The sequence below is a fragment of the Variovorax sp. SG517 genome (assembly GCF_013376045.1).
Taxonomy (GTDB): Bacteria; Pseudomonadota; Gammaproteobacteria; order Burkholderiales; family Burkholderiaceae_C; genus Variovorax.
The window spans coordinates 134521-151367 of the sequence record NZ_JABMJG010000010.1; the positions used below are offsets into that span (position 1 = coordinate 134521).

A 16847-nucleotide genomic window follows, 5' to 3' on the forward strand; every position below is an offset into this window, starting at 1 on the left:
CCCATGATCCATCGCCGCGACCTCCTCATCGCACCTTCCGCTCTGGCCTTCGCCGCCGCCGCCCGGGCGCAGCTCGGCAATGCGCCGGTGCGCATCCTGGTCGGCGCGCCGGCGGGCGGCTCGACCGACACGCTGGCCCGCTCGCTCGCCGTCAGCATGGGCCCCGCGCTGGGCCGCACCGTGATCGTCGAGAACAAGCCCGGCGCCGGCGGCAACATCGCCGCCGATGCGGTCGCCAAGGCCGCGCCGGACGGCAACACGCTGCTGATGAGCTTCACCAGCCATGCCATCAACGCCACGCTGTACCCCTCGCTGCCCTTCGACCCGGTGAAGGACTTCACCGCGCTCACCTGCGTGGCCACCTCGCCGTCGATCCTGGTGGCCAGCCCCTCGGTGCCGGCGAAGGACGTGAAGGAACTCATCGCGCTCGCCAAGGCCAGGCCGGGCCAGCTCAATTTCGCGATCGGCGCGGTGGGCTCGTCGCTGCACATGGCGGGCGAGGCCTTCAAGATGCAGTCGGGCGTGGACATCGTGAACATTCCGTACAAGGGAACCGCGCCCGCGGTGCAGGACCTGCTGGCCGGCCAGGTGCAGCTGATGTTCGCGGCGGTGGGCAACGTCAAGGCGCACATCCAGGCCGGCAAGCTCAAGGCGCTGGGCGTCACCACGGCCAAACGCCTGCCCGCGTTCCCCGAGGTGCCTGCCATCGCCGAGGCCCTGCCGGGCTACGAATCGAGCGCATGGTTCGGCCTGTTCGGCCCTGCGCGCCTGCCGGCGGACGTCGCGCGCAAGCTCAGCGACGCGGCTCGCCATGCGCTGCAGCAGCCCGACATGCTCAAGCGGCTGGACACCGAAGGCGCCATTCCCGTCGGCAACTCGCCCGAGCAGTTCGCCGCCTTCGTGCAGAGCGAAATCCCGCGCTGGGCCAAGGTCGTGAAGTTCTCCGGAGCCAAGCCCGAATGAGCGCCCCCGCAGCAAACCGCGCACCCGTGGCTGTACCAGCCCGGCCGCAGACGCTGGCGCAGAAGCTCATCGCGCGTGCCAGCGGCCGCGAGCACGTGGCCGTGGGCGAGATCGTGACCTGCGGCGTCGACCTGGCCATGTTCCACGACTCGTCGGGCCCGCGCCGGCTCAAGCCCATGCTCGAGGAACTTGGCGCGCAGATCTGGGACCCATCGCGCATCGTCCTGGTGATGGACCACTACGTGCCCGAGCGCGACGACGACTCGCGCCGCATCGTGCGCATCGCGCGCGAGTGGGCGCGCGACCAGGCGCTGCCGCACGTGTACGACAGCCAGGGCATCTGCCACGTGGTGGTGCCGCAGCACGGGCACATCCGCCCCGGCATGCTGTGCGTGGGCGGCGACTCGCACTCGCCCACGGGCGGTGCCTTCGGCGCCTACATGTTCGGCGTGGGCAGCACCGAGATGCTGGGCGTGGTCGTCACCGGCGAGATCTGGCTGCGCGTGCCCGAGACCATCCAGATGTGGTGGGACGGGGCGCTGCCCGCCGGCGTCACCGCCAAGGACATGATGCTGCACATGATCGGCCGCTTCGGCATGAACGGCGGGCGCTACCAGGCGGTGGAGTTCGCCGGGCCGGCGGTGGCCGCGCTGTCGATGCAGGAGCGCATGACGCTGTCGAACATGAGCGCCGAACTCGGCGCGCAGGTCGGCCTGATCGCGCCGGACGACACCACCGCCGCCTTCCTCGCAGAGGCGGGCGCGCCGCCGGCCGATGCGTCGGCGTGGTTCACCGACGAGGGCGCCGAACTCACGCGCCACGGCTTCGACGCAGCCGCGCTCGAGCCGCACGTGGCCGCCCCGCACAGCCCCGCCAACTCGCGCGGGGTGAGCCACTACGCCGGCACGCCGGTGGACGTGGCCTACATCGGCGCATGCACCGGCGCCAAGCTCGACGACCTGCGGGCCGCGGCACGGGTGCTGCGCGGCCACAAGGTGGCGGCGGGCATCCGGCTGATCGTCGCGCCCGCGAGCATCCAGGACCAGGAGCGGGCGCGCGCCGAGGGCGTGCTGCAGGCGCTGACGGATGCAGGCGCGGAGCTGTTCCCGACCGCGTGCGGGGCCTGCTCGGGCTACGGCGACCCGATGGGCGACGACATCACCGTCATCTCGACCACGGCGCGCAACTTCAAGGGCCGCATGGGCTCGCCCACCGCGCAGGTGTACCTGGGCTCGCCCTACACCGTGGCGGCCGCGGCGCTGCGCGGCCGCGTGACCGATCCGCGGGAGGTTCTCGCATGAGCGTCACGCTCGCCACCCACCGCGTCTGGCGCCTCGGCGCCGACATCGACACCGACCTGCTCGCACCCGGCCATGCCATGAAGCATGGCATCGACATCATCGCCAGGCACTGCCTCGAGGCCGTGCGCCCCGATTTCGCCGCCGGCGTGCAGCGCGGCGACGTGATTGTGGCCGGTCCCAACTTCGGCATCGGCTCGTCGCGGGAGCAGGCCGCCGCGGTGCTCGTCCACCTGGGCGTGAGGGCGGTGATCGCGCCGTCGTACAGCGGCCTGTATTTCCGCAACGCCTTCAACGTGGGCCTGCTGCTGCTGACCTGCGCGCAGGCCGAGACCCTGGGCGAGGGCGACCTCGTCTCGCTCGACGCCACGGTGCCCGGGGTCGTCGGACCGGACGGCGAGCCGTTGGCCTGCGAGCCGGTGCCTGGATTCCTCATGGACATGGTCCGCGCCGGCGGACTGTTGAACCAGCTGCGCCAGCGCGCTGGCCGCCCCGCCTCGAAGAAAGCTTCCGATGCCTGACACTTCCTCCACCACAACCATCGACCCCGTCACGCTCGCCGTGCTGCGCGGCCGCCTCGAGCAGGTGGCCGACGAGATGGACGCCACGCTCTACCGCAGCGCGTTCAATCCCATCATTGCCGAGGCGCACGACGCCTGCCACGGCCTGTACGACGCCGCCACCGGCGACACGCTGGTGCAGGGCAAGTCGGGCCTGCCGGTCTTCGTCGGTGCCATGGCCTTTGCCGTGCGCGCCACGGTGAAGGCGGCCGAGCCGCGCGGCGGCATGTGCGACGGCGACATCTGGATCAGCAACGACGCCTACGACGGCGGCACGCACGCCAACGACTTCAAGCTGGTGAAGCCCTTCTTCCGCAACGGCAGGCTCTACTGCCACATGGCCTCCGCCGCACACTGGCACGACGTGGGCGGCGCGGTGCCGGGCAACTACAACCCGGCGGCCACCGAGTGCTGGCAGGAGGCGGTGCAGATCCCGCCGGTGCGCATCGTGCGCGACGGCGTGCTCGACGCCGACGTGCTGGCCATCCTGCAGGCCAACACGCGCCTGCCCGACAGCCTGTGGGGCGACCTGAATGGCCAGCTCGCGGCACTGGAGCTGGGCGCGAAGCGCCTGGACGGCCTGCTCGACGAGTACGGCGACGAGCTGGTGCTGAGTGCGCTGGGCGAGCTGCGCGGCCGCGCGCTGCGCCTGATGCGCTCGCACATCGCCTCGCTGCCCGACGGCCGCTACAGCGTCGAGGACGTGCTGGACAACGACGGCATCGTCAACGAGCCGCTGACCATCGCGCTCGACATGACGGTGGCCGGCGACCGGCTCACGCTGGACTTCTCCCGCACCTCGGCGCAGTGCGCGGGCCCGGTGAACATCTCGCGCGCCACCGCGGTGGCCGCCTGCTACGTGGCGCTGAAGCACCTGTTCCCCGACGTGCCGGCCAATGCCGGCGTACTCGACGCGGTGGACTTCGTCATTCCCGGACGGCTGGTGATCAGCGCCGAGCGCCCGCGCCCGGTGGGCGGCTACACCGAGACCATCCTGCGCATGATCGACGTGATCTTCAGCGCCGCCGCGCAGGCCGACCCCACGCGCGCCGTGGCCCAGGCCTACGGCACCATCAACGCGCTGTCGATCGCGGGCCACCGCAGCGACAAGGGCCGCGAAGGCCAGCGCTGGGTGATGTTCAGCTTCTTCGGCGGCGGGCACGGCGGCCATTCCGACGGCGACGGGCTCGCCCACGGCAACGCGCCCATCTCGACCGCGACGATCCCGCCGCTGGAGATCCTCGAGGCCGCCTACCCGGTGCGCTTCACCGAATGGTCGCTTCGCCCCGACTCCGGCGGCGACGGCCGGCATCGCGGCGGACTGGGCGCCGTGTACGAGATCGAGCTGCTCGAGAAGGACGCCGAGGTGTTCGTCTTCGGCGAGCGCGGCACCTCGCCGCCCAAGGGCATCGCCGGCGGAGGCGCGGGCGCGCTCAACGTGTTCCGCTACGAGAACGCCGGCCAATGGCACACGCCCCCCATGGTGTCGAAGATGCGCGGCATCGCGCTGGCGCGCGGCGAGCGCGTGCGCCTCGAAACTCCCGGCGGCGGCGGCTGGGGCCCCGCGGCCGAGCGCACCCCCGCGCAGCGCGAGGCCGACGTGGCCATGGGCTATGTGAGCAGCGACAAGACGAAGAAAGCATCCGAATGACTTCTCCTGGCAATTCCCTCGTCGTCGGCGTCGACGTCGGCGGCACCTTCACCGACCTCTTCGTGCTCGACGAGGCCAACGGCAGCGCGCGCATCGTCAAGGTACCTTCCACGCGCGGCGAGGAAGCGCGCGGCTTCATGAACGGTGTCGCGCGCGTGGCGGATTCGGCCGCGGCCATCGCCACCATCGTGCACGGCACCACGGTGGGCACCAATGCGCTGCTGGAGCGCAAGGTGGCGCGCACCGGCATCATCACCACGCGGGGATTCCGCGACGTGCTCGAGATGCGCCGCCGCGACCGCCCGCAAACCTGGGGCCTGCGCGGCAGCTTTCTGCCCGTCGTGCCGCGCGACCTGCGCCGCGAGGTGGACGAGCGCACGCTGGCCGACGGCACGCTGCACACCCCCGTCGACCTGCAGCAGGTGCGCGCCGAGGCGCGCGCGCTGCTGGAAGCCGGCTGCGAGGCCGTGTGCGTGTTCTTCATCAACACCTACGCCAACCCCGAGAACGAGCGCCTCGCCGTGGCGGCCGTGCGCGAGCTGTGGCCCAACCCGCACGTCACCTCGGCCAGCGAGGTGCTGCCCGAGATCCGCGAGTTCGAGCGCTGCTCGACCGCAACGCTCAATGCCGCGCTGCAGCCGGTGGTGGGCAGCTACCTCGGCCGCCTCGAGGGCGATTTGCGCGCGCAGGGCTTCGGCGGCGAACTGCTCGTGGTGCAGAGCAACGGCGGCGTGATGTCGCGCCAGACCGCGAGCGACCTGCCGGTGCGCACCGCACTGTCGGGACCGGCGGCCGGCGTCATCGCCTGCGCAGCCATCGCGCGCGCTGCCGGTTTCCCGAACGCGATCACCGGGGACATGGGGGGCACGTCCTTCGACGTGTCGCTGGTGGCCAACGGCGAGGCCGCGCTGGCCGCGCAGACCGCCATCGAGTTCGGCATGGTGATCCGCTCGCCGATGATCCAGATCGAGACCATCGGCGCCGGCGGTGGCTCCATCGCGTCGGTGGACGCGAGCGGCATGCTGCAGGTCGGACCCGAGTCGGCGGGCAGCGTGCCGGGGCCGGCCTGCTACGGGCGCGGCAACACGCGGCCCACGGTGACCGATGCGAACGTGCTGCTCGGGCGCATCGCGGCGGACCGCCCGCTGGGCGGCGGCCTGCTGGCGGCGCTGGACGCGCAGAAGTCGCGCCAGGCCATCGAGGAACACGTCGCGCGTCCGCTGGGGCTCGACGTGCATGCGGCCGCCGAAGCCATCCTCACCGTGGCCAATGCGCGCATGGCCGGCGCGATCCGCCTGGTGTCGATCGAGCGCGGGCACGATCCGCGCCGCTTCGCCTACATGCCCTTCGGCGGCGGCGGCGCGCTGCACGTGTGCGCGATGATGCGCGAGGTGGGCGTGGCCACCGGCATCGTGCCGCGCTACCCGGGCGTGACCTCGGCGCTGGGCTGCGTGATCGCCGACATGCGCCACGACGCGGTGCAGACCATCAACAAGCCGCTGGCCGATCTCGACGTGGCCGACCTTCGGCACCGCATCGATGAGCTGGCCGCCAGCTGCCAGCAGCGGCTCGATTCGTCGGGCGTGCGCTTCGACGAGGTGCGCGAGGTGGTCGCGCTCGACATGCTCTACGCCGGCCAGACGCACACGCTGCCGGTTGTGCTGCCGGATGCGGGGCAGGCGCCGCTCACGGCCGGGTCGATCCGCTCGGCCTTCGAGGCCGCCTACACCGCAGCCTTCGGCCGCGTGCTCGACGGCATCGCGATCCGCGTGATGAACCTGCGCTATGCGCGCATCGGCGTGCGGCCCAAGTTCGACCTGAAGGTGCTGGCGCCCGAAGGCGAGGGCAGCACCGCGCCGCTGGGCACGCAGCGCGTGTTCCATCAAGGCCGGTGGCACGACGCGCTGCGCTACGCGCGGCTCGAACTGCCGATGGCCGCACGCATCGACGGGCCGGCCATCCTCGAGCAGGCCGACACCACCGTGTGGCTGGAGCCCGGCTTCCATGCCGAGGTCGATGCGTACGGCAACCTGCTGGTGAGGCCGTCATGAGCGCCGGCGCGAAGATCCAACCGTCGAAGACGGCGCTGGTCGTCATCGACCTGCAGAACGACTTCCTCGACCCCAACGGTGCCTACGCCCGCGGCGGCGACGCCAACCCGCCCGCGCTGCTGCTGCCGGAGCGCGTGGCCGGCGTCGCGCGCGCGCTGAAGTCGGCCGGCGGACTGGTCGTGGCGAGCCAGTTCACCCTGTGGCCCGACGCGAAGGGCGAGCCGATGATCTCGCCGCACCTGAAGGCGCTGCGTCCGTACCTGGCCAGGGGCGACTTCGCACCCGGCAGCTGGGGCCAGGCCAACGTCGATGCGCTGGCGGGGCTGGTCGACGTCACCGTCAGCAAGGTCGCCTACTCGGCCTTCTTCAACACGCAGCTCGACTGGGTGCTGCGCCGCGCGGGCATCGACACCGTGGCGGTGTGCGGCATCGTCACCAACGGCGGCGTAGCCAGCACGGTGCGCGACGCGCACATGCGCGACTACCGCACCCTGGTGCTCGGCGACGGATGCGCGGCCTTCGGCGAGGAGCGCCACAACACCTCGCTGGCCGACATGCGCAACGTGGCCGAAGTGACGGACTGCGCGCCTTTCATCGCGTCGCTGGCATGAACGGTCCCGAAAGAACGCTCCGGCGTGCCGCGCAGGTGCAGGCCGACGTGCACGTGCCGGTCGCCATCGTCGGCGGCGGGGCCTGCGGGCTCACGGCGGCGCTGATGCTGGCCGACGCGGGAGTGGACTGCGTGGTGTTGGAGCGCGATGCGCTGCCGAGCGGATCGACCGCACTCTCGTCGGGCTTCATTCCCGCTCCCGGCACGCGCACGCAGCGCGAACATGGCGTGGCCGACGACAGCGCCGGGCGCTTCGCCGCCGACATCCAGGCCAAGGCGCACGGCCGCGCGGCGCCTGCGCTGGTCGAGGCGTACGCCGGCGCCATCGGCCCTGCGCTCGATGCGCTGCAGGCGCGCCACAGCCTCGACTGGATCCTGCTCGACGGCTTTCTCTATCCCGGCCACAGCGTGCATCGCATGCACGCGCTGCCGCAGAAGACCGGCGCCGCGCTCATGGCGGCGCTGCTCGCTGCGGTCGAGGCGGCGGGCATCCCAGTGCTGACGCAGGCGGTGGTCGACACGCTGGTGCTCGATGAACACGACCGGGCGGTCGGCGTTGACTACCTGCGCCCCGACGGCCGGCGCGAAACGCTGGGCTGCGACGCGCTGCTGCTGGCATGCAACGGCTTCGGCGGCAACGCGCAGATGGTTCGCGCGCTGCTGCCCGAGATGGGCGAGGCCGCCTTCGGCGGGCACGCGGGCAACGACGGCAGCGCGATCCTCTGGGGAACGGCGCTGGGCGCACGGCTGCGCGACCTAAGCGGCTACCAGGGCCACGGCTCGTGGGTCACGCCCCAGGGAGCGCTGATGTCGTGGGCCGTGATGATGGAAGGCGGCGTGCAGCTCAACTGCGAAGGCCGCCGCTTCCACGACGAGACCCAGGGCTACTCCGAAGCTGCGGTGCACGTGCTCGCGCAGCCGGGCGGCATCGCCTGGAACGTGTTCGACGCGCCGCTGCTCGCACTGGCGCGCGGCTTCCCCGATTTCTGCGAAGCCGAGGCGGCCGGTGCGCTGCGCCGCTGCGACTCGGTGGCCGCGCTGGCCGAGTGCATCGGCTGCGAAGTCCATGTTCTGCAGGCCACGCTCGACGGGATGCGCGCAGGTGCCGCTCCCGTCGGCCGCGTGTTCGCGCGCGGCCTCGAAGCGCCGTACTTCGCCGTCAAGGTGACGGGCGCGCTCTTCCACACCCAGGGCGGCCTCGACACCGCGCCCGACATGCGCGTGCTGCGCCAGGACGGCACGCCGCTGCTCAACCTGCTGGCTGCGGGCGGCGCGGCCGGCGGCGTGTCGGGCGACGCGGTGTGGGGCTACCTCTCCGGCAACGGCCTGCTGAGCGCCGTCGCCGGCGGCTACATCGCGGCGCGCACCGCCGCCGCACTCGTTGCACACAAGGAGGCGTCCGCATGACGACCCACGATTTCAAGACCCGGCTCGCGCGCAACGACATCGTGCTGGCCCCTGGCGTGTACGACGCGCTGAGCGCGCTGGTGGCCGAGCAGGCCGGCTTCGAGACGCTCTACCTGTCGGGCGCGTCCATCGCCTACACCCGCCTGGGCCGCTCCGACATCGGCCTGACTACCTTCACCGAAGTGGCCGACACGCTGGCACGCATCACCGAGCGGGTGGCGCTGCCGGTGATCGTCGATGCGGACACCGGCTTCGGCAACGCGCTGAACACGCAGCGCACCGTGCGCGGCTTCGAGCGCGCGGGCGCGGCGATGGTGCAGATCGAGGACCAGACCTTTCCCAAGCGCTGCGGGCACCTCGACGGCAAGGCCGTGGTGCCCGAGCGCGAGATGGTCGGCAAGCTCAAGGCCGCGCTGGACGCGCGCGCCTCCAGCCATACCCTGATCCTCGCGCGCACCGATGCGGTGGCGGTCGAAGGCCTGGAGGCCGCGCTCGACCGCGCCGAGGCATACCTCGAATGCGGCGTGGACGCCCTGTTCATCGAGGCACTGCGCTCGCCCGAGCAGGTGGACGCCGCCTGCAGCCGCTTCGCGCATCGCGTGCCGCTGCTGGCCAACATGGTCGAGGGCGGCAAGACGCCGATCCAGGACGCCGATGCGCTGCAGCGGCATGGCTTTCGCATCGCCATCTTCCCCGGCGGCACGGCGCGCGCGGTGGTGCACACGCTGCAGGGCTACTACGCCAGCCTGCACCGGCACCGCACCACGCAGCCATGGCGGGCGCAGATGCTGGACTTCGACGCGCTCAACGAAGTGATCGGCACACCCGAGCTGATGCTCGAAGGCCGCAAGTACGAGTAGGCAGCAGCTGCCGCTTCAGCGCAGCACGCGGATCAGCTCGTCGTACACCAGCCGCACGCGCGCCGGCACCGGTGCGCGCTGCGAGCGGTAGACGTGGATCGGCCAGGGCTCCGGCGCCTCGGCCTCCAGCACCTCCACGAGCTCGCCCGATTGCAGCAGGGGCTCGGCCAGCGGGGCCACGAGCTGGCCGAAGCCCAGGCCCGCGCGCACTGCCGCGCATTCGGCATCGACGTCGTCGGTGACGAAGGCCGGCGCGGCCACCGGCACCTGCCGCCCCTTGCTGAAGAACCACGACCAGGGGCGGCCCGAGCTGCGGTCCATCAGCGCGGTGAGCGGAAAGCCGGGCAGCGCATCGAGGCTCTCCGGAATGCCGGTGCGCTCGATCAGCGCGGGCGCCGCCACCACGTAGAGGCGCATCCTGCCGACGGTGCGGGCGACGAAGCGCGCATCGCGGATGGGGCCCGCGCGCACGCCGATGTCGATCTGCTCGTCGACCACGTCGGCATGGCTCTCCGAGAGCCGCAGATCGAGCACCAGGCCGGGGTGCGCAGCCAGCATCGGCGCGAGCGCCTGCGGGATCAGCCGGCGGCCGAACACGTTGGGTGCGGTCACGCGCACCGTGCCCGCGTGCTGCGACAGCGCGCGCCGGTCGGTGCGATGGAACAGTGCGTCGACGCCGCCCACCGCGGCACGCGCACGCTGCGCAAGCTGCCGGCCGAAATCGGTGAGCTGCACGCCGCGCGTGCTGCGGTGGAAGAGGGGCTCGCCCAGTTCCTCCTCGAGCTCGCGCACCGCGCGCGTCACCACCTGCGGCGACACCGACAGGCGCACGGCCGCTTCGCGGAAGTTGGAGGCATCGGCGGCGGTGAAGAAGACGCGCAGCGCCTCGAGGCGATTGGACATGGAGTGTTCCTGGAAGAGGAATTCTGAAGTCGCCAGAGTTTCATTTACTGGAACGCGTGGATTTTCCACACTGCATGCACTTCTTCAACACCTCGTTCAATCCACCCGAAAGGAATTTCTCCATGACATCCATTCAAGACAACATCAAGGGCAAGGTCGCCATCGTCACCGGCGCGAGCAGCGGGCTCGGCGAATCGACGGCGCGCCACCTGGCCGCGCGCGGCGCGAAGGTGGTGCTGGCGGCGCGCCGCACCGACCGGCTCGACAAGCTCGTCGCCGAGATCCGCGAAGCAGGCGGCGAAGCCATCGCCGTGGCCACCGACGTGGCGAAGCGCGCCGACCTCGACAAGCTCGCCCAGGCCACCGTCGAGGCCTTCGGCCGCATCGACGTGCTGGTCAACAACGCAGGCGTGATGCCGCTGTCGCCCATCCAAAAGCTCAAGGTCGACGAGTGGGACCGCACCATCGACGTCAACATCAAGGGCGTGCTCTACGGTATCGCCGCTGTGCTGCCGCGCATGCAGGCGCAGGGAAGCGGGCACATCGTCAACATCGCGTCCATCGCCGGGCTGAAGGTGTTCACGCCCATCGGCACCGTCTACAGCGCGACCAAGCACGCGGTGCGCGCCATCTCCGAGGGCCTGCGCGTGGAGGTGGGCAACAGCGGTGTGCGCGTGACGATCGTGTCGCCCGGCGCGGTGGAGTCGGAGCTCAAGTTCGGCAGCACCGACGCGGAGAGCGCCGCCGGCGTGCAGGCGTTCTACGAAGCCAGCCAGATCCCCGCCGATTCGGTGGCGCGCGCCGTGGTCTACGCGGTGGAGCAGCCGGCCGATGTGGACATCAACGAGGTCGTGCTGCGGCCTGTGTCGCAGGAGTTCTGAGCCGGCCCTGAAAGCAAAAGAGATGCGGGACGGACCCGATGGCGGTCCGATCCGCCTCGATTAACCTTCAATAACTGAAGGTCAATTCGCGGCCCCAGGTGGAAAGCCCTGCAAAATAGAACGACCGTTCGTTTTTGCATGGAAATTCCACGATGACCGCAGCAGCCGTTCCCGCCAAGCCCGCGCGCGCCGCCCAGAAGGGGCAGCAGACCAAGGCCGTCATCGTCGACGCGGCGCTGGCGCTGGCCGCGCAGATCGGCCTGGAAGGCCTGTCGATCGGCGCCGTGGCCGAGATCACCAAGATGAGCAAGTCGGGCGTCTTCGCCCACTTCGGCTCGCGCGAGGAGCTCCAGATCTCGGTGGTGCGCGAATACCACGCGCGCTTCGAGCAGGAAGTGTTCTTCCCCGCATTGAAAGCGCCGCGCGGCCTGCCGCGCCTGCGCGCCATGTTCGCCAACTGGATGAAGCGCACCTCGACCGAGATCGACTCGGGCTGCATCTACATCAGCGGCGCTTCCGAATTCGACGACCGCCCGGGCCCGGTGCGCGACGCGCTGGTCGAGTCGGTCAGCATCTGGCAGGCGGCCGTGCTGCGCGCCATCGTGCAGTCGCAGAGCGAAGGCCACCTGCGCGCCGACGCCGATGAGCGCCAGGTGGCGTTCGAGATCCATGGCCTGATCCTCGCGCTGCACTACGAAGCCCGTTTCCTGCAGGTGCCCGGCTCCATCGGCCGCGCCAACGTCGGCTTCGACAACATCCTCGCGCGCGCCGCCACGCCCGACGCGCCGAAACCCGAAGCGGCCGCCGCCCCCGCGGCACGCCGCCTCAAGACCGTGCGCTGACCGAAGCCGCGCGGCTCGTACCTTTTTCGTTTTCCCTTTTTCTTTTTCTATCTAGCTTCGACCAGGAGAGTTCCGGATGCCTACCTACAACCCCCCCGTACGCGACATGCAGTTCGTGCTGCACGAAGTGCTCAACGTCGCCGAGGAACTCAAGGCGCTTCCGGCCCATGCCGAGACCGACGCCGACACCATCAACGCGGTGATCGAGGAGGCCGGCAAGTTCGCTGCCGAGGTGACCTTCCCGCTCAACATCAGCGGCGACGAGGAAGGCTGCACGCTCGACAAGAACACGCATGAAGTGAAGACGCCCAAGGGCTTCAAGGAAGCCTATGCCAAGTACGTCGAGGGCGGCTGGCCCGCGCTGTCGTGCGACCCGGCCTTCGGCGGCCAGGGCCTGCCCTTCGTGGTCAACCAGTGCCTGTTCGAGATGCTCAACAGCGCCAACCAGGCCTGGACCATGTACCCCGGCCTCTCGCACGGCGCCTATGAAGCGCTCGCCGCGCACGGCACCGACGAGCAGAAGAAGACCTACCTGCCCAAGCTCACCAGCGGCGAGTGGACCGGCACCATGTGCCTGACCGAGCCGCACTGCGGCACCGACCTGGGCCTGCTGCGCACCAAGGCCGAGCCGCAGCCCGACGGCACCTATCGCATCACCGGCAACAAGATCTTCATCTCGGCCGGCGAGCACGACATGACCAGCAACATCATCCACCTGGTGCTGGCACGCCTTCCCGACGCGCCCAAGGGCAGCAAGGGCATCAGCCTGTTCGTGGTGCCGAAGTTCAAGGTCAAGGCCGACGGCTCGCTGGGCGAGCGCAACCCGATCTTCTGCGCCGGCCTGGAGCACAAGATGGGCATCCACGGCAACGCCACCGCGCAGATCGTTATCGAAGGCGCCACCGGTACCCTGGTGGGCGAGCCCAACAAGGGCCTGGCCGCGATGTTCGTGATGATGAATGCCGCCCGCCTGGGCGTGGGCAACCAGTCGCTGGGCCTCACGGAAGTGGCCTACCAGAACGCGCTGGCCTACGCCAAGGACCGCATCCAGATGCGCTCGCTCTCCGGCGTGAAGGCCAAGGACAAGGAAGCCGACCCCATCATCGTGCACCCCGACGTGCGCAAGATGCTGCTCACGGCCAAGGCGTACGCCGAAGGCGGCCGCGCGCTGCAGATCTTCTGCACGCTGCTGCTCGACAAGGAACACAACCACCCCGACGAGAAGGTGCGCAAGGACTCGGGCGAGCTGGTCGCGCTGCTGACCCCCATCGTCAAGGCCTTCATCACCGACAACGGCCACATCTCCACCAACGCCTGCATGCAGGTCTTCGGCGGCCATGGCTTCATCAAGGAATGGGGCATGGAGCAGTTCGTGCGCGACAACCGCATCAACATGATCTATGAAGGCACCAACACCATCCAGTCGCTGGATCTGCTGGGGCGCAAGGTGCTGGGCAACAACGGCGCGTCGCTCAAGAAGTTCGGCAAGCTCGTCGCCAGGCTGGTGGAAGAAGAGGGCGTGAACGAGAAGATGGCCGAGTTCATCAACCCGATCGCCGGCCTGGGCGACCAGCTCACCAAGTTCACGACCGAGATCGGCTTCAAGGGCTTCCAGAACCCCGACGAAGTGGGCGCCGCCGCGGTGGACTACCTGCGCGTGGCCGGCCACTTCGTGTTCGGCTACCTGTTCGCCCGCATGGCGCAGGTGGCGCTGCGCGAGATCGCGGCCGGCAACACCGACCCGTTCTACGTCGCCAAGCTGCAGACCGCGCGCTTCTACTTCGCCAAGCTGTTCCCCGAGACCGCGACGCTGATGCGCACCGCGCGCGCCGGCAGCAAGGTGCTGATGGACACCGACGCGGCACTGGCCTGAAGCCGCGAGTCCTTCCTCAACCGACACTCAACCTGGAACCGCTCATGAAAGCTACGCTTGCAGCCGTCCTGTTCACCGTCACCGCCGCCTCCGCCATGGCGCAAGGCGCGGGCATCACGCCGGTGGGCCTGTGGCGCAACGTCGACGACAAGACCGGCGAGGTCAAGGCCGAGATCCGCATCGCCGAGACCAACGGCGCGCTGAACGGCCGCATCGAGAAGTCGTTGAAGAAGGACACCAAGGCCGACGCGGTCTGCGAGGAATGCAGCGACGACCGCAAGGGCAAGCCCATCGCGGGCCTGGAGATCATCCGCGGCGGCAAGAAGGCCGAGGGCAAGGACGTCTGGGAAGGCGGAAAGATCCTCGACCCCGAGAACGGCAAGGAATACCGCGCGAGCTTCACGCCCGTCGATGGCGGCAAGAAGCTCGAAGTGCGCGGCTACCTCGGCCCCTTCTGGCGCACCCAAACCTGGAACCGTGTGCAGTAAGCGGCGCACGACTTTCCACAACTCATACCAATCAACATGTCCCGATTTCAAGTGAAGAAGGTCGCCGTGCTCGGCGCCGGCGTGATGGGCGCGCAGATCGCGGCCCACCTCGTCAACGTGCGCGTGCCTGTCGTGCTGTTCGACCTGGCGGCCAAGGACGCGACCGGAGCTGTCGCCCAAGGTGCGGCCAAGAACGGCATCGTCACGCGCGCCATCGACAACCTCAAGAAGCTCAAGCCCGCGCCGCTCGGCGACGTGGCCGACGCCGTGCTGATCGAGCAGGCCAACTACGACGACAACCTCGACAAGCTCGCCGAGTGCGATCTCGTCATCGAGGCCATCGCCGAGCGCATGGACTGGAAGCTCGATCTCTACAAGAAGATTGCGCCGCACGTCGCCAAGCACGCGATCCTGGCCTCCAACACCTCGGGCCTGTCGATCACCAAGCTCAGCGAGGCGCTGCCCGAGGCGCTGAAGCCGCGCTTCTGCGGCATCCACTTCTTCAATCCGCCGCGCTACATGTTCCTGGTGGAGCTGATCAACACGCCCACCACGCAGCCGCAAGTGCTCGACGACCTCGAAGCCTTCGTCACCAGCACGCTGGGCAAGGGCGTGGTGCGCGCACACGACACGCCCAACTTCATCGCCAACCGCGTCGGCATCGCCGGCATGCTGGCCACGCTGAAGGAAGTCGAGAAGTTCGGCCTCACGCCCGACGTGGTGGACGACCTCACCGGCAAGAAGCTGGGCCGCGCGAGTTCGGGCACCTTCCGCACCGCCGACGTGGTGGGCCTGGACACCATGGCCCACGTCGTGAAGACGCTGCAGGACAACCTCAATGCCGAGACCGACCCGTTCTACGCCAACTTCGCGACGCCGCCCGTGCTCGCCAAGCTGCTGGAGCTGGGCAACCTGGGCCAGAAGACCAAGGCCGGCTTCTTCAAGAAGGCCGGCCGCGACATCCTGCGCTTCGACCTGAAGAGCGGCGAGTACGTGCCCGCCGGCGCCAAGGCCGACGAGGTGTACGGCCGCATGCTCAAGAAGCCCGCGGGCGAGCGCCTGAAGCTGCTGCGCGAGAGCGAAGGACCGCAGGGCCAGTTCCTCTGGGCCATCCTGCGCGACGGCTTCCACTACGCGGCCGTGCACCTGGGCGACATCGCCGAGAGCGCGCGCGACATCGACTTCGCGATGCGCTGGGGCTTCGGCATGAAGCAGGGCCCGTTCGAACTCTGGCAGGAAGCCGGCTGGGCGCAGGTCGCCAAGTGGGTGCAGGAAGACATCGACGCCGGCAAGGCGCTGAGCAGCGCGCCGCTGCCCAAGTGGGTGTTCGAAGGCCCGGTGGCCGAGGCCGGCGGCGTGCACACGCCCGAGGGCTCGTGGAGCGCCTCGCAGAACAGGTTCGTGCCGCAGCGCAGGCTGCCGGTGCATGAGCGCCAGCTGTTCCCCGAGAGCGTGCTCGGCGCCAACGCGGTCGACGCCAACACCGCCGGCACCACCATCAGCGACGAAGGCGACGTGCGCGTGTGGACGCTCGACGGCGAGGTGCTCATCGCCAGCATCCATTCGAAGATGCACGCCATCAGCCCCGACGTGGCCGAGGCGCTCGGCGCAGCGGTCGACCTGGCCGAGGCCGAGTACAAGGGCCTGGTGATCTGGTCGCCCGACGAGGTGTTCTCCGTCGGCGCCGACCTGCAGGCGATGCTGCCGGCCTTCGTGGTCGCGGGCATCGGCGCGGTCGAGGGCGCGGAGGAAGAGCTGCAGAACGTGATGCTCAAGATCCGCTACGCCAACGTGCCGGTGATCTCCGCCGTGCGCGGCATGGCGCTGGGCGGCGGCTGCGAGCTGGCCATCCATTCGGCCAAGCGCGTTGCAGCGATGGAAAGCTACATCGGCCTGGTCGAAGTGGGCGTGGGCCTGATCCCCGGCGCGGGCGGCCTGACCTACATCGCCCGCCGCGCTGCGGAGAACGCATCGGCCTCCACCGGCACCGACCTGCTGCCCTTCCTCACCGAAGGCTTCACCGCCGCCGCGATGGCGAAGGTGGGCACCGGCGCGCTCGACTCGAAGAAGCTGGGCTACCTGCTCGAGGGCGACGTGATCGTGCCGAACAAGGACGAGCTGCTGTACGTGGCGCTGCAACAGGCCAAGGCCATGGCCGACGCCGGCTACCGCCCGCCGCTGCGCCGCGCCTTCCGCGTGGCCGGCCGCAGCGGCGCCGCCACCATCAAGGGCCAGCTCGTGAACATGCGCGACGGTGGCTTCATCAGCGCGCACGACTTCCACATTGCCAGCCTGATCGCCAACGTGGTGACCGGCGGCGACGTAGACGCGGGCTCGCTCGTGACCGAGGAATACCTGATGACGCTCGAACGCAAGGCGTTCTGCTCGCTCATCGTGCATCCCAAGACGCAGGAGCGGATCATGGGGATGCTGAGTACGGGCAAACCAGTGCGCAACTGA

14 protein-coding genes are annotated in these 16847 nt (G+C 69.9%); 13 read left to right on the forward strand and 1 reads right to left on the reverse strand.

The annotated features are described in order from the left end of the window. Nucleotides 1-6: 6 nt before the first annotated feature. The 8 genes from FHT32_RS27370 to FHT32_RS27405 are packed head-to-tail and all read left to right on the forward strand — an operon-like array spanning nt 7 to nt 9400. The gene (locus FHT32_RS27370; protein ID WP_176667894.1) at nt 7-963 is read left to right on the forward strand and encodes a tripartite tricarboxylate transporter substrate binding protein; all 957 of its coding nucleotides are present in this window, start codon (nt 7-9) and stop codon (nt 961-963) included. Next, the gene (locus FHT32_RS27375; RefSeq protein WP_176667717.1) at nt 960-2264 is read left to right on the forward strand and encodes a 3-isopropylmalate dehydratase large subunit; all 1305 of its coding nucleotides are present in this window, start codon (nt 960-962) and stop codon (nt 2262-2264) included. Before FHT32_RS27370 ends, FHT32_RS27375 begins: the two co-directional genes overlap by 4 nt. Next, entirely contained in the window at nt 2261-2782 is a 522-nt protein-coding gene (locus FHT32_RS27380) for a 3-isopropylmalate dehydratase (protein ID WP_176667718.1), read from the forward strand. Before FHT32_RS27375 ends, FHT32_RS27380 begins: the two co-directional genes overlap by 4 nt. Next, a complete protein-coding gene (locus FHT32_RS27385) occupies nt 2775-4472 on the forward strand; it encodes a hydantoinase B/oxoprolinase family protein (RefSeq protein WP_176667719.1) in 1698 nt (565 codons plus the stop codon). Before FHT32_RS27380 ends, FHT32_RS27385 begins: the two co-directional genes overlap by 8 nt. Continuing rightward, entirely contained in the window at nt 4469-6523 is a 2055-nt protein-coding gene (locus FHT32_RS27390) for a hydantoinase/oxoprolinase family protein (RefSeq protein WP_176667720.1), read from the forward strand. The genes FHT32_RS27385 and FHT32_RS27390 overlap by 4 nt, the downstream gene beginning before the upstream one ends. After that, the gene (locus FHT32_RS27395) at nt 6520-7134 is read left to right on the forward strand and encodes a cysteine hydrolase family protein (protein ID WP_176667721.1); all 615 of its coding nucleotides are present in this window, start codon (nt 6520-6522) and stop codon (nt 7132-7134) included. The genes FHT32_RS27390 and FHT32_RS27395 overlap by 4 nt, the downstream gene beginning before the upstream one ends. Beyond that, nucleotides 7131-8540, forward strand: coding sequence for an FAD-dependent oxidoreductase (locus tag FHT32_RS27400; protein WP_176667722.1), 1410 nt, complete (start codon nt 7131-7133; stop codon nt 8538-8540). The genes FHT32_RS27395 and FHT32_RS27400 overlap by 4 nt, the downstream gene beginning before the upstream one ends. Next, nucleotides 8537-9400, forward strand: a complete 864-nt coding sequence (locus FHT32_RS27405) for an oxaloacetate decarboxylase (protein WP_176667723.1) — start codon at nt 8537-8539, stop codon at nt 9398-9400. The genes FHT32_RS27400 and FHT32_RS27405 overlap by 4 nt, the downstream gene beginning before the upstream one ends. 15 nt (nt 9401-9415) lie before the next feature. Here the strand turns inward: FHT32_RS27405 and FHT32_RS27410 are convergent, their stop codons facing one another. After that, nucleotides 9416-10303 (reverse strand): LysR family transcriptional regulator, encoded by an 888-nt coding sequence (locus FHT32_RS27410; protein WP_176667724.1) that lies wholly within the window; start codon nt 10301-10303, stop codon nt 9416-9418. Between the two features lie 122 nt (nt 10304-10425). Between FHT32_RS27410 and FHT32_RS27415 the strand changes: the two genes are divergently transcribed. The 5 genes from FHT32_RS27415 (at nt 10426) to FHT32_RS27435 (ending at nt 16847) form a co-directional block, all read left to right on the forward strand. Next, a complete protein-coding gene (locus FHT32_RS27415) occupies nt 10426-11184 on the forward strand; it encodes an SDR family oxidoreductase (RefSeq protein WP_176667725.1) in 759 nt (252 codons plus the stop codon). A 152-nt stretch (nt 11185-11336) separates the two neighbouring features. Then, on the forward strand, nt 11337-12026 hold the full coding sequence (locus tag FHT32_RS27420; protein WP_176667726.1) for a TetR/AcrR family transcriptional regulator: 690 nt from the start codon (nt 11337-11339) through the stop codon (nt 12024-12026). Nucleotides 12027-12102: 76 nt separating this feature from the next. Next, on the forward strand, nt 12103-13899 hold the full coding sequence (locus tag FHT32_RS27425; RefSeq protein ID WP_176667727.1) for an acyl-CoA dehydrogenase C-terminal domain-containing protein: 1797 nt from the start codon (nt 12103-12105) through the stop codon (nt 13897-13899). Between the two features lie 44 nt (nt 13900-13943). Beyond that, nucleotides 13944-14387 carry a DUF2147 domain-containing protein gene (locus FHT32_RS27430; RefSeq protein ID WP_176667728.1) on the forward strand — a complete coding sequence of 148 codons (444 nt, stop codon included), beginning with the start codon at nt 13944-13946 and terminating at the stop codon, nt 14385-14387. A 36-nt stretch (nt 14388-14423) separates the two neighbouring features. Then, nucleotides 14424-16847 carry a 3-hydroxyacyl-CoA dehydrogenase/enoyl-CoA hydratase family protein gene (locus FHT32_RS27435; RefSeq protein ID WP_176667729.1) on the forward strand — a complete coding sequence of 808 codons (2424 nt, stop codon included), beginning with the start codon at nt 14424-14426 and terminating at the stop codon, nt 16845-16847.

Excerpts from the sequence above, each read along its gene's own strand:
- FHT32_RS27375 (WP_176667717.1), top strand. The coding sequence starts at position 960 with ATGAGCGCCCCCGCAGCAAACCGCGCACCCGTGGCTGTACCAGCCCGG.
- FHT32_RS27380 (WP_176667718.1), top strand. The coding sequence starts at position 2,261 with ATGAGCGTCACGCTCGCCACCCACCGCGTCTGGCGCCTCGGCGCCGAC.
- FHT32_RS27385 (WP_176667719.1), top strand. The coding sequence starts at position 2,775 with ATGCCTGACACTTCCTCCACCACAACCATCGACCCCGTCACGCTCGCC.
- FHT32_RS27390 (WP_176667720.1), top strand. The coding sequence starts at position 4,469 with ATGACTTCTCCTGGCAATTCCCTCGTCGTCGGCGTCGACGTCGGCGGC.
- FHT32_RS27395 (WP_176667721.1), top strand. The coding sequence starts at position 6,520 with ATGAGCGCCGGCGCGAAGATCCAACCGTCGAAGACGGCGCTGGTCGTC.
- FHT32_RS27400 (WP_176667722.1), top strand. The coding sequence starts at position 7,131 with ATGAACGGTCCCGAAAGAACGCTCCGGCGTGCCGCGCAGGTGCAGGCC.
- FHT32_RS27405 (WP_176667723.1), top strand. The coding sequence starts at position 8,537 with ATGACGACCCACGATTTCAAGACCCGGCTCGCGCGCAACGACATCGTG.
- FHT32_RS27410 (WP_176667724.1), bottom strand. The coding sequence starts at position 10,303 with ATGTCCAATCGCCTCGAGGCGCTGCGCGTCTTCTTCACCGCCGCCGAT.
- FHT32_RS27415 (WP_176667725.1), top strand. The coding sequence starts at position 10,426 with ATGACATCCATTCAAGACAACATCAAGGGCAAGGTCGCCATCGTCACC.
- FHT32_RS27420 (WP_176667726.1), top strand. The coding sequence starts at position 11,337 with ATGACCGCAGCAGCCGTTCCCGCCAAGCCCGCGCGCGCCGCCCAGAAG.
- FHT32_RS27425 (WP_176667727.1), top strand. The coding sequence starts at position 12,103 with ATGCCTACCTACAACCCCCCCGTACGCGACATGCAGTTCGTGCTGCAC.
- FHT32_RS27430 (WP_176667728.1), top strand. The coding sequence starts at position 13,944 with ATGAAAGCTACGCTTGCAGCCGTCCTGTTCACCGTCACCGCCGCCTCC.
- FHT32_RS27435 (WP_176667729.1), top strand. The coding sequence starts at position 14,424 with ATGTCCCGATTTCAAGTGAAGAAGGTCGCCGTGCTCGGCGCCGGCGTG.